Source organism: Adlercreutzia mucosicola DSM 19490 (genome assembly GCF_000422625.1).
Classification (GTDB): Bacteria; Actinomycetota; Coriobacteriia; order Coriobacteriales; family Eggerthellaceae; genus Adlercreutzia; species Adlercreutzia mucosicola.
The window spans coordinates 175,364-187,818 of sequence record NZ_AUGK01000005.1 but is presented as its reverse complement, the minus strand read 5'-3'; the positions used below and the strand labels follow the sequence as shown (position 1 = coordinate 187,818).

The window sequence follows — 12,455 nt, the reverse complement described above, 5'->3', positions numbered from 1 at the left end:
GTTGTAACGTATCTCTGCGTTCCCCTGGCAAGAAGGCTCGCACTGCGTTTGGATGCGGTTGACTATCCTGATCAGCGCCGCGTGAACAAGCGACCCGTGCCCCGCATGGGCGGTCTTGCCATGGCCATGGGCATCTTCGTGACCATCCTGGTGGAAGTGATCGGAGAGTACTGCCTCGGGTGGGCCGGGTTCTACATTCACGGCAACGACCGCGGCATTCACCATGGCGGTGTCTTGGCGGGACTGTTCATTATCGTGGCGGTGGGGGCGGTGGACGACGTGCGCTCGCTGACGCCTCGGACGAAGCTCGCGGGCCAGATCGTGGGCTCGTCGGTGATCGCCGCTTCGGGCCTGCTGCTGTCCAGTATCGCCAACCCGCTGGGGGACGGCTTCATCGAGTTCGGCTGGTTCGCCTATCCGCTTACGGTGCTGTACTTGGTGTGCTTCATGAACGTGATGAACTTGATCGACGGCTTGGACGGCTTGGCGGCGGGCATCGCGGCGATCGCGGCGTTCTTCTTGTTCTTGATCGCCTTCGGGCGCGACCTGGGGGAGACGGCCATGCTGTCGGTGATCCTTTTGGGCGCGACGCTGGCCTTTCTGCGGTTCAACTTCACCCCGGCGAGCATCTTCATGGGCGATTCGGGCTCGCTCATGCTCGGCGCCATGCTGGGCGTTATCTCGCTCATGGGCGTTATGCGCTCGCCGACGGTGATCGTGCTGGCGGTGCCGCTGGTGATCGCTGCCATTCCCATTGCCGATACGGCCGCCGCCATCGTGCGTCGCGTGTACCACCATCAGCCGATCCAACAGGCGGATCGCAAGCACTTGCACCATATTCTGCTTAGCAAGGGCTACGGGGTGAAGCGGTCGGTGATCATCGTCTATCTGTGGACCGCGGTGCTGGGCCTGGGCGCCTGGGTGATGTCCAACAGCCACGGTGTCCTGGTGTTCGCGGTGGCGGCTCTGCTCATGGCCGTGTCCTTCCTTATTCTGTGGAAGCTGGGCCTGTTCGACAAGGTGCTGCGCCACCATTACCACGGCCGCCATCTGCGCCAGGAGGACAAGCCGCGCTGGTACGGCAAGCACGGCCGCTAGGAATGGTGAGGAGGCGGCGCGGCGGAAGGCTGGCCGCGGGCCGTCCCAAAGTGTTCTATACTGATGGCAGTATCGTTTTCGAGAGCAAGAGAGCCCATGGGGAAGCAACCGGCCATCAGCATCATCATTCCCGCCTATAAGGTGGAGGCGTGGGTCGAGCGCAGCGTGCAGTCGCTGTTCGACCAGACCTTCGCCGATTTCGAGGTGATCCTCGTGGACGACGGCGGGCCTGACCGCACGGGCGAGCTGTGCGACAAGCTGGCGGCGGCCGACGAGCGGGTGCGGGTGATTCACCAGGAGAACGAAGGGGCGGCCGGAGCGCGCAACAACGCCATGAAGATCGCTCGGGGCGATTACCTGTACTTCATGGACGCCGACGACTGGTGCGAGCCTGCCATGCTGGCCGACATGTACGCCATGGCCGAGGAGCACGGGCTGCAGCTGCTGGTCACGGGCTTTTTCATCGACACCTATTACGGCGAGGACAAGTTCTTCCGCGAGGTGCGCACGGCGCCCCAGCGGGTGTACGCCACGCAGCGGGAGTTTCGCGAGAACGCCCACGACCTGTTCGACCGTCAGCTTCTGTACGCGCCGTGGAACAAGCTGTACCAGCGGGCCTATCTGCAAGAGCGGGGCATCGAGTTCCCGGGGACGTTCTGGGACGATCTGCCGTTCAACGTGGATGTGGTGCGCGAGGTGGAGCGCGTGGGCTGTCTGGATGGCCGCTACTACCACTTTTTGCGAGCCCGCGCCGAGAGCGAGAACACCCGTTATCGCGCGGGTCTCTACGAGAAGCGCTGCGAGGAAGACCAGTGGCTGCGCGATCTGTTCGCCGGCTGGGACGTGGATTCACCGGAGGTGCGCGAGTTTCTGGGCCGCCGCCACGGGGAGCGCTTGCTGGGCTGCGTGGAGAACGTCACCTGCGCCGACTGCACCCTGTCGGGGGCCGAGAAGCGCGCGGCGGTGCGGCGCATCGTGGAGGACCCGCGGACGCGCGAGGCCCTGGGCGACGCCGAGCCGCGCACGACGATGATGAAGGTGGCCCTGGCGCCGCTGCGGGCCGGCAACGTGACGCTGACGTTGTGGGAGAGCCGGCTTATCTCGTTCGTGAAGCGCCACAGCACCAATCTGTTCGCTCGCCTGAAGGCGAATCGCTAATGACTATTTAATAAAACATTTTCTTACTTATTATTCTATATGGGATAGTGTACACTGCGCTAATGTGGATGAAAACTTTTATAGAGGTAAGTATTTAAGACATGTGAGGTACAGTATGGCACTCAAGAGTATCACTGTTGGCGGTATGCGAAATTTGGGGCTTACGCATATTGAGCTTGACGGTATAACCGCCATTGTCTCTGCTAATAATTATGGAAAGACCAATCTTATGGAAGCGCTGGGGTTTGCTGCTGCGTTTATTACGGCGAGCGCCAAAGATCGCTTGGCTATGATGTCGTATACGCGCTACATTCCGCTGGTGACAGCATTGCAAGATGAGGAATTTCATTTTGAAGTTGAATTGGATGAGCCAGACCTGGGTGAATACCGCTATATTAAATATGGATTTTCATTTCTGTGGATGAGGGATGATGGCGCTGGGAGGCGTATCACCCAGGAAGCCATCGCTCTCAAGGCGGATAAAACGGGCAAGTGGACCAACTACTTGAAACGTGCGCAGGGGAAGTATCGGAAATCCTATCAGACGCGTTCTTTCAGCACTGTTGTATTGGATGATGCTCAGTTGGCAATCGATGTGCTCACCTCCTTTGAAGACATTGCCATCAATCCTGCCATACGAAAAATCCGAGACATGGCATTTGTCATGTTTGATGCGATTGATGCACAAGGTAAGTTCTCATCTATGCCCCTGGAGTTTCCGGGAGAGGCGTCCGCCGATGGTGGTATCGCTTTAAATGACGACGATCTTCCCCGTGCTCTTTACGGGTTGCGGACGCTGGAGCAGGAAAAGTACGATGACTTTCTCTCGGCTATCTTCACTCTTTTTCCTACCTTCGAATCGTTTATTGTCGATTCCTATAAGCTGCAGGATGAGATTCATGAACGACTTTTGAAAAGTTTTGAATTGCAGGAGGGAGAGGATGACGTTCCGTTCAGGATCAAAGACGAGTTGTATCGAATCACGGTTAAAGACGTTCACCTCAACCAGCCGATCAATATCCAGCGTATGTCGGCGGGCACCAAGCGAATTGTATGGCTAGTTGCAAATACGATTCTAGCTAATTTGGCCCGTGCGGAAATGGTCGGCATCGAAGAGCTGGAGACGAGCATTCATCCTCAGCTCATTAAATCGCTTCTTGAGATTCTTGACGAGAATAAGGGTGATACCCAGCTGATCATATCCAGTCATTCACCTGTGCTTATCCAATATCTGAAGCCAACACAGATTTACGTGGGCGTGCCGAATGAAAATGGAGTGGCAACCTTTAAGCGAATTCGCTCTAACTTGATTGAAAAACTAGCGGCCAGAGCCTACGATACGGGGCTTGGGTTCGGGGAGTACCTTTTCGAGCTTATGTCGTCAGGCGAGCGAGGATCGCGAGACCTGCTTTCCTATCTTGAGGCATAGGCTATGCCGGAGTTTGACTATGGTGTCGCTTTCATCGTGGAAGGCGCGACTGAGAGAGTGTTTTACGAACACTATATTCGGGCGATGGCGCGCGATAAATGTCTCACGCCCTTAGAGTTCTCTCGGTGGAATGGGGGGCGGGATGATCTATTTATAAAGGGAAGTAGGGGATCGGTGCTGGTTCGATTCAATAATGTGGGAACCGTAACGCAGATGCCCAATTCGGCTTCTTGGTTTAAAAGAGCATGTCATGGGAAGTGGCCCGCACTGCCCTGGACGGTATTCCTGTGCTATGACACCGACTCTTACAGCACTCCTGTTTCGAAGTTCCAGAACGGGAGCTGGGCGCTACTTCGGAAAGATTTGGAAGATGTGGCTGAGGATGTGGTCGATATCGCTGCGGCAGCTGACATTGAGGATGTGATGTTGGCTGACTTTGCAGGAGTGCTTGCGTACTTGAATCTAGACACGAGCACATCGTTGCCCTCGGGGGGCAAGGGGAAGTCGAAGATGAAGAAGCTGTTCAAAATGAAGTCCGTATGCCAGCCCTATCATGAAGGCGAGAAGGCTCTCCCTCTTATCCAATCGTTGGATATGGATGTTATTCTCGCCACTGCTCCCGTGCCCTTGAGCCGCATAAATGAAGTATGCGGATTCTAACCAGATTTTACTGAGGTAAAAGGAGCCTCTATAAATTTTACCTTTTAGTTTATGCAAGCAATTTTGACCTGGTGTTTCTTCATAAAGTAATATTTATAGGTAAGTTTGCATGGGCAAATTGCTGCGTAACAGCGATTGATCGGAATTAAATGGAATCATCTAAAGTAGAGGAGCTTTTCTGCGAAGACGCCTAATGGCGCGGGCTCCCTTGAGGCCCACGGTGCGCACGTTGTGCAGCTGCTGGCGCAGAGCCCGGCCCTTGAAGGCGAGCTTGTCGGCGAGAGTGGGATGGTAGTCGGGCCGCCCTGTCGTGCGGGCGAAGAGCGTCTTCTGGGCAGGGGAGAGCGCGGGGTCGTCCAGCACGAGAGCGGCCTTCATGCGGCCGAACATGCGGGCGGTCTCGCTTTGGACGAGCGGCGATGTGTCGCCGAGGACGGCGGCTGCCTTGTCGCGGTTGTTGAAGCCCCGATGGTAGTGCGCCTGCACAACGTGGTCATCGAGGTCGGGATGGTGCTCCAACACGTCGGTCCCGTCGTGCCACCGGTCGAATACCAGGGTGGGCTGGCGGCGGATGGTTTCCTCGAAGTGGGTGGGCGTTTCCTCGCGATAGCAGTAGAACGGCGTGTCCAGGTAGACGATGGAGCGAGCAGCAGCCATGGTTTCTACCAGGAACGGGTTGTCGGCCCAGCCGGCACCGGGGATGGGTAGGAAGCGGATGCCGTGCTCGCGCAGGAAGTCGGCGCGATAAAGCGCCGACCAGATGGAGGGATGATACTCCATCAGTGCCGTGCACGATGCGATAGCGGGCGATCCCTGGGCGAGCCAGCCGTCTGGCAGGGCCGTGGCGTTCGCGGGCGCGGCTGCGCCCTTGTAGTAGCAGTGCACCAGAGTTTGCTTTGGCGTGTTGGGGAACAGCACGCGCCAGTAGGGGGTCTTCACCAGATCGGGGATTGCCGGGACGGATGCGCTGGCGTTCGGGCCGTCGATGGCCCGAGCTGCTTTCTCGGCAGCATTCACCATGGCCGCGATGGCCCCGGGCAGCAGCCAGTCGTCGGGCTCCAGGATAGCGATCCAGTCCCCATGGGCTTCGTCGATGCCGCGATTGCACGTGGCACCGTAACCCTCGTTCGCCTTGTCGATGATGCGCATGCGCCCGTCCTCGGCGGCGCAGCGCTCCATAATGGCCAGCGAATCATCGGTCGAGCCATCGTTTAGACAGATGATCTCCAGGTTCTCGTAAGTCTGTCCCGTCAGGCTGTCGAGGGCCTGATCAAGATAGGGCCCGGCATTGAATACCGGCACCACGATGCTAACGAGAGGGCGAGAAGCGGCGGGAGGTTCCATAGCGCACCAAGAGACGCTACCCATTGCGACGGCCTACGGCCCGCCCAATGATCATCTTGTCAATGTTATTGAAGCAGACGTCGCTGCCGAGATAGGTGATGCGATCTATAGGCGTAGGATACTGCTCAATAATATCAACCGCTCTTCCCATGCTTTCCATGTCATTATGGTCGACCATGAGCATCAAACCGTTATCGCTTGCAGCGAGGGGGGCAACGGATAGTGCATCCACAACGCCCTCGCGAGCGCATAGGTATAGCCCTGCAGATTTGTTTCCAGCATCTGCAAACTCTGCTAGCCACCTTAGTGCGGCGTCGTTGTCTTCATCGCAGCGTTTGTCTTCGAGATGAGTTACTTGGAGGCCGTCTCCGGCAGCCTTTTCTGCGAAAGCGGTAAGAAGACTGCCTTGTCCGAGAATAACAACCCTCTCGATCCCCGATTCTGAAATATGTTCGAGCGTGCGCCCTATCAATTCCTCTTTGGTTATCGCAAAATAAGGGCATCCCCGCGCGATAAGGGGCGCAAATGTGGCCGAAGCGCTGCCGAGGGCTTCGCCTGTCACTACGGCGAAGGTACGTTCGCATTCTTGCGGAGTAAGTCCGCCCGTCACTTTCCCAGCAAGAATGGAAATCTTCGCGGTTAGGTCGTCAATGCTCTCATAGTCGATTGTCTCAACGGAACTAGAGCGAGGAATGGCAGCCCTCAGACTGCTAAGCACTTGATTGTCCGCATTGGGGGGAGCAAGGTACCATACTTGTTGGGGCCCTATGGCCGCCAACATAGTGAGAGTGGCATGGGGTAGATGGTCGCGATCGGTGAGCAGTACTATCCCCCCGATGTTTCCCGCTAGGCTTAAGGCGGCCATTTGTGCGCTCAGGCTTTCGCCCCAGGCGATAATGACTTTGGAAAAATGCTCCGTAGCCTGCATTTTTCCCACTACGGCTGCATTGGTGTCGTAGTGATCAGCGCCGGCCACGGTCTCGCTGATATCTAAGAGAGGCGGCGTGTCGTTCGCTACGTACTCGAAGATCTTCCGCTCGGCCTCCGGCGACCCCTCGTGGCCTCCCAGGGCTTGATAGGCCTGGCTGACCTCGCGGGCGGTCCCCACCATGCGCACGTGGCCCTTTTCGATCCAGATGGCCTTGTTGCACAAACGCTCGATCTGGTCGCTGCTGTGGGACACGATGAGCACCGTGGTGCCGTGCTCGTGGATGAGCTTCTGGATGCGCTTCTCGCACTTCTGCTGGAACATGAAGTCGCCGACGGACAGCACCTCGTCCACGATGAGTATCTCGGGCACAATGATGGTGGCGATGGCGAAGGCAATGCGCGACACCATGCCCGAGGAGTAGTTTTTCAGGGGCATGTCGAGGAAGGGGCGGATTTCGGCGAAGTCGACAATGGCGTCGAAGTGCTCGTCGATGAACGGCTTGGGATAGCCGAGCAGCGCGCCGTTCAGGTAGATATTCTCGCGGGCCGTCAACTCGTAGTCAAAGCCGGCACCCAGCTCGATCAAGGGCGCGATGTTGCCGTTGATGGCGACGATGCCCTCGGTGGGATCCAGCACGCCCGATACGATTTTGAGCAGGGTGGATTTGCCCGACCCGTTGGTGCCCAGGATGCCGAACACGTCGCCCTTCTGCACGGTGAGGGAGATGTCGTCGAGGGCGCGGAAGCGCTTGAACATCAGCTCGCGCTTTGCGGCGGCAATGAAGTACTCCTTGAGGGAATTCAACTGCTGGCTCGCACTGTTGAAGTCCATGGTCACGTGGCTCACGTCGATCATGGTGGGGACGGCGGGATCGTAGATCTCGGCGGATTTGTCGCTCAGAAGCGTCGTTATGACTTGCTGGCTCATGGGCTGTTCCTAAACGTACAGGATGAACTTGTTCTGGGTCTTGCGGAAAATGATGAATCCGACGGCAAAGGTGACGACGGCGAAGGCGAGGCAGATGAGGTTCTCGCCGAGACCCGGGGTGTTGCCCCACAGCGCGATGTCGCGGAAGTAGGTCACGAAATGGTAGAGCGGGTTGAAGGCCTCGAAGGTCATCATCCATTCGGGCAGGATGTCGGTGGGATAGAACAGGGGGGTGGCGTACATCCACGCCATGCGCACGACGCTCCAGATGTGCAGCACATCCCGAAAGAACACCGCCAGCGCCGACAGCGCCAGGCCCAGGCCGAGACTGAAGATGGTCACATAGGCCAAAAGCAGCGGCAGCAGAACCAGGTTGAAGGTGGGCGGGATTTGCAGGAAGATCATCACGATGACGATGGCGATGAGCGACGTGATGAAGTTCACCAGTTGGAAGAGCACCTTTTCGATGGGGAAGATGATCTTGTTGACCCGGATCTTCTTGATCAGCGACTCTGAGTCGATGATGGAGTACATGGCCGAATCGGCGGCATCCATGGCCAAGGCGAACAGCGTGTTGCCTAGGATGAGGTAGAACGGGTAGTACTCGATCTGAAAGCGGAAGAAGGTGCTGAACACCGCCGTGAGCACGCACATCATAAGCAGAGGATTCAGCACCGACCAGGCGACGCCGAGAACGCTGCGGCGGTACTTCAGCTTGAAATCGCGCGATACGAGAGATTTAATGGTGAACCAATCGCGCTTCAGGCCTGTTTGAGTATGCTCGCTCACGTATCCTCCCTTAGATGTTTTTCGCGTGGCGATGGGCGACATCTAAGTATACCGTTCTTTGGCGGTTTTGATGCTTAGACGCGCCGTCCCTGCACCTTTTCCCTAAGAACGCGGCCGACGCCGGCGGGGCCTGTGGTGGTCAGCACGCGCCAGGCGGTGCGCATCTTGCGGGGCAAGAATGTGACAGAGCGCCCAATACGGAAGGAGATGGAGTTCGCCATGCGTTCCCGCTCATCGCTGAAGTGCGCTCTTTCGGAGTCGAGCTGATGACATGCGGCCTCAAATTGCCGATGCGCTTCGGCGAGTTCGCTCCAATGGTGTTCGTTGAGCTTGTCGATGCCGTATCGATAGCTGCTGAGCAGGACGTCCCACATCGCAGCTGTTTCGCGGTCGACGGAAGGAGGGCGGCGCCGTTGCTTAAGCGAGTCGAAGATGGGGTTCCACTGCTGGACGGCATCGATGGACGCGAAGGATTGGGCGTGACTGCGGGCCGCCGCCCCAGCTTGAGCGAGCGCGCAACGGTCGTTGAGCAGTCTGATAGCCGCGCTTGCCGCCTCGTCGATCGACCCGTTTGGCACCTGCGAAACGCCTTCGGTGTCTTCTACCCACGACAAATTGGGCAAATGATATATAACCGCTGGCACGCCATGGGCGAGGGATTCGAAAAGTCCTAGGTGAAATCCTTCGTATTCCGAGGTGACCAGTAGAAGATCGCTCTTCTCAAGGTAATCCGAGACGTTGTCCACATAGCCGCAGAACTCTATAGCATCTCGGATTCCCAGATCATCTGCGAGGTTTTGCAGGCGCGAGTCGTAGGTGCCATCCTCGCCGCTGCCCAGCATGATAAGGCGTACGTTTGGGACGTTCTGCCTGATCTTCTCCAAAATGTAAAGGGCGTCCTCGGGGCGCTTTTCTTCGGAAAATCTCCCGATCCAGGCAAGAGTAGTGCCTTTTAGTTCACTTGGGCTAATGGTGAAAAGGCGTGGATCAAGCGGGTTGACAACCTTATGGACATTGCCGTTGAAATTATTCCAAAAGGCTTTATCGGTATCGGAGAGGCAGACAACGGCGTCGGCTGCCGCATACGTGTAGGGCTGAAGGCCGAAATACGAGTCGCCATGTATTTCTCGAATGGAGAACACGTTGTTGCAAAAGGCGGCAAATGCGCAGCCGCACATTTTCGTTGTGGCCAGGTCCCAGGGAAGCCAACCGGAATTCCAGGCATGATAGACAAGAACGTCCACCTGGTTCTGCTGCAAGATGTTCGCCAAGGCGCGAGCGCGCGGCGCGCAGCTTGCGCGCTCCTCGTCGTGGATTACGGGAATCGTGAGGGCGTCAATGCCCTCACAGTCCGTTGGGCTGTTCGGCAGGCCGCCCTCGTCCACGATGACGATAACGTTGTAGCCGGCTTTTTCCCATTGTTTGGCAAGGGCTCTGGTAACGCATTCTGCGCCGCCCTTGTACAAGCGGTGGTAGTAGATAGCAACGGTCTTGACGTGCGGTTTGATAGTGCTCGCGAGAGACGACTGCAGCAATGCACTCATTCCCGCGCGTACATCACTCCAATAACGATATGCGAAGGCCGCGGCGGGAAGCCATGCTCGGCTCTCTGCTACAGAGTGCATTGCGTCACAGGAGGTGCTGCCGACAATCTCGCAGAGTTGATCTCGGGAGCGGGGGGCGAGGTGATCGAGGGAAAGGTCGGCCCATGATTTCAATTGGTTGATAAATGAAAGAACCAGCTCATCGCGATCGGTCGAAGAGGCCTGCATTACTTGGTGGTAAAAGAAATCGATAGCCCACGATGTCAGAGGCTCGCGCATGTCGTCCAAAATGCCGCGCTCGTTCCAATTGGAAGCGACGAGCCGAATTATCTCAAGATGACGGCGCGCTTTTTGAGAGTAGTCGCTGTTAGCACAATCCATAAGGGAATCGCTTCGGCTGTATTGGTAGAAGTAAAGTGGTTCGTTGAAAAAAACTATGCCGCGGGCGAGAGGGAGCACCATGAATTGAAAGAGCGCGTCTTCCCCTAAATGGAGCCCTTCCCAAAACCAGAGGTTGTGAGCGCGCAAAAAGTCCGTTCGGAGAAAATAACGCCAAAGGAATGGTGTCGCGCCAGGTTCAGAAAATAAAGCTTCAGGGGTGAAGACAGGGTAGAAGGTGTTCCTCGTTACGCGTGCTTCGACCAGCCAGGGGGGCGTGCTTTCGTCGGCGGGAGGTTCAAGGTCGTAGCTGAAGACAACAACATCGGGTTCGTTGCTCAGTTCGACTTGTTCTTTGAGCCGCTCAAGTGCAGTGGCGGCGATGGAGTCGTCGGCATCTACGAACCACACATAGCTTCCGCGTGCTTGGCTCAACCCCCGATTGCGTGCCTTGGATGGCCCTGCGTTCTCCTGACTCATCACGCGGATGCGGGCGTCGCCGGCGGTATAGCGTGCGAGAATGTCCGAAGAGCCGTCGGTGCTGCCGTCGTCAACGCAAATCACCTCGAAATCGGGGACGGTTTGTCCGAGGATACTGTCAAGACAGCGGCCGATATGTGCTTCAACGTTGTAGACCGGAACGATGATGCTGGCGAATATATTGCTGCGGTCTGTGGGGCAGTAGTCGAAAGACGTTGACGTCGAGACATTGTCGAGGGCACTCTTCATAATGGGTGAGGGGCCTTTCGCTTAAGCACAGGCGCCAGGGCGTTCTGTGCTTTGATCGCTGTGCAAGTTCATTCACGATATTCTACGCTAGAATAGTTTAGCAGTACTCACGTAATTGAGAATTACTTTTGAAATAAACGCCGATTGTTTGGCGCGGGTAGTGCGATTTTGCGTTGAAGCTCAGATGGAAAGAGGTGTGTGTGTCCGCACTCAGCCTGTTGCGCAGTTTCCTGCTCAATAAGTACGTTGTTATCGTTGCGCTTGTGTTTGTGATGGGAGGGTATTTCGAGCCGCATTCTTTTGCTTACACGAAATTCAGTTTTCTGGTACCCTTGTACGAGTTGGACCGTTACCTCTGCTTTATCGGAGTGGCGACGGTCTACATTCTCTTCGGGAAGAAAGACCTGTTTTGCCTGGGAACGATTGCGGTAGCTGCCACCTGTTGTTTGTCTTCCTACATCTACAGTGGCGATTCTTTCGTCTACATTCTCGAATGGCTTCCTAAGGTTATGGTTGTGCTCGCGGTTGCCGCGGCGGCGAAAAATTACTTTCGAGAGTTGGTGGCTGCGGTCTTTATCGTGACAGCATCTCTGTGCGCATTGAATCTGCTATCGATGATTGTGTATCCCAACGGTGTGTACGAGTCGGAGTTTTCGCCGCAATACGTCAATTTCTTCTATGCTCATCGCAATGAGACGTGGGAGATTGCGATACCGGCGATATTGTCCAGCATGCTTCTTGACTGCTTTGGGAGTCGGAAAGTGACGCTGCGCACGATGGCTGTGGTCGCGGCGTGCTGCGCCATGGAGTATTTGCAGTTCTCGGCGACGACGTCCATTGCTTTGACGCTGATGATTACATGCGCTGTTCTGGTTAATTTTAGGGTGCCTCGGAAGCTGCTCAACGGCCTCACCTATTTCGGTGCCTATCTTGTCGCGTTTTTTTCCATTGTTATTTTTCGTGTACAGGATCATCTGGGCACGATACTGTCTTTTATCGGTAAAAATGTAACGTTTACGGGGCGAACTAAAATTTGGGATGCGTCTCTCACTATGATGTCCGACCCGTCCCATTGGCCGTTGGGCTACGGATGGCAATTTATGGAGGGCTATCGCGAGTTCGGCATATGGCAAAGTTCTGCCCACGACACGATGCTGCAAATTCTGCTGAGCGGCGGGCTTGTTGCTGTGGCATTTTTCGTGGCGGTTTTGGCTGCGGCAGCGTGGCGAGCGTTTACTTATCGCGACGATAAGATGTTTGCCCTTTTGGCACTTGCTTTTGGCTGTGTGCTGGTTATTGGACTTACGGAAGAAGTAAACAGGGTCGCATTCTTCCTGATACTCGGTCTTATGATGTACGCTCCTGGTAGGCTTCCGGCAAGGATCCCCAGGCGTTAGGTCTGTCTGGATTGTCGAGCAGCCTGCTTGGGGTACTGGCGTTGTTGCGTCTCTAAAGAGGTGGCGCTTTC

The 12,455-nt window shown here is 56.3% G+C and carries 9 protein-coding genes; 5 read left to right on the top strand and 4 right to left on the bottom strand.

What is annotated here, in order from left to right; all coding sequences use genetic code 11:
* The first annotated feature begins 48 nt into the window (after positions 1-48).
* From G503_RS13475 to G503_RS0103465, 4 genes are all read left to right on the top strand, one after another.
* A complete protein-coding gene (locus G503_RS13475) occupies positions 49-1,098 on the top strand; it encodes an MraY family glycosyltransferase (RefSeq protein ID WP_051190870.1) in 1,050 nt (349 codons plus the stop codon).
* A gap of 96 nt (positions 1,099-1,194) precedes the next feature.
* On the top strand, positions 1,195-2,256 hold the full coding sequence (locus G503_RS0103475) for a glycosyltransferase family 2 protein (RefSeq protein WP_028026488.1): 1,062 nt from the start codon (positions 1,195-1,197) through the stop codon (positions 2,254-2,256).
* Between the two features lie 115 nt (positions 2,257-2,371).
* Positions 2,372-3,685 (top strand): AAA family ATPase, encoded by a 1,314-nt coding sequence (locus G503_RS0103470; protein WP_028026487.1) that lies wholly within the window; start codon positions 2,372-2,374, stop codon positions 3,683-3,685.
* Between the two features lie 3 nt (positions 3,686-3,688).
* Entirely contained in the window at positions 3,689-4,345 is a 657-nt protein-coding gene (locus G503_RS0103465; RefSeq protein WP_028026486.1) for a hypothetical protein, read from the top strand.
* Between the two features lie 159 nt (positions 4,346-4,504).
* Here G503_RS0103465 and G503_RS13470 read toward each other — a convergent pair whose 3' ends face one another.
* The 4 genes from G503_RS13470 to G503_RS15480 all read right to left on the bottom strand — a co-directional run bounded on the left by G503_RS13470 (position 4,505) and on the right by G503_RS15480 (position 10,987).
* Complete coding sequence (locus G503_RS13470) at positions 4,505-5,713, bottom strand: glycosyltransferase (protein ID WP_084636246.1); 1,209 nt, start codon at positions 5,711-5,713, stop codon at positions 4,505-4,507.
* Positions 5,706-7,547 (bottom strand): ATP-binding cassette domain-containing protein, encoded by a 1,842-nt coding sequence (locus tag G503_RS15925; protein ID WP_084636245.1) that lies wholly within the window; start codon positions 7,545-7,547, stop codon positions 5,706-5,708. Before G503_RS15925 ends, G503_RS13470 begins: the two co-directional genes overlap by 8 nt.
* A 9-nt stretch (positions 7,548-7,556) precedes the next feature.
* Positions 7,557-8,336 (bottom strand): ABC transporter permease, encoded by a 780-nt coding sequence (locus G503_RS0103450; protein WP_028026485.1) that lies wholly within the window; start codon positions 8,334-8,336, stop codon positions 7,557-7,559.
* 74 nt (positions 8,337-8,410) lie between these two features.
* Positions 8,411-10,987, bottom strand: coding sequence for a glycosyltransferase (locus tag G503_RS15480; RefSeq protein WP_051190868.1), 2,577 nt, complete (start codon positions 10,985-10,987; stop codon positions 8,411-8,413).
* Between the two features lie 200 nt (positions 10,988-11,187).
* Here G503_RS15480 and G503_RS0103440 point away from each other — a divergent pair, with 200 nt between their 5' ends.
* Entirely contained in the window at positions 11,188-12,384 is a 1,197-nt protein-coding gene (locus G503_RS0103440; protein ID WP_028026484.1) for an O-antigen ligase family protein, read from the top strand.
* Positions 12,385-12,455: the final 71 nt, after the last annotated feature.

Excerpts from the sequence above, each read along its gene's own strand:
- G503_RS0103475 (WP_028026488.1), top strand. The coding sequence starts at position 1,195 with ATGGGGAAGCAACCGGCCATCAGCATCATCATTCCCGCCTATAAGGTG.
- G503_RS0103470 (WP_028026487.1), top strand. The coding sequence starts at position 2,372 with ATGGCACTCAAGAGTATCACTGTTGGCGGTATGCGAAATTTGGGGCTT.
- G503_RS0103465 (WP_028026486.1), top strand. The coding sequence starts at position 3,689 with ATGCCGGAGTTTGACTATGGTGTCGCTTTCATCGTGGAAGGCGCGACT.
- G503_RS13470 (WP_084636246.1), bottom strand. The coding sequence starts at position 5,713 with ATGGGTAGCGTCTCTTGGTGCGCTATGGAACCTCCCGCCGCTTCTCGC.
- G503_RS15925 (WP_084636245.1), bottom strand. The coding sequence starts at position 7,547 with ATGAGCCAGCAAGTCATAACGACGCTTCTGAGCGACAAATCCGCCGAG.
- G503_RS15480 (WP_051190868.1), bottom strand. The coding sequence starts at position 10,987 with ATGAAGAGTGCCCTCGACAATGTCTCGACGTCAACGTCTTTCGACTAC.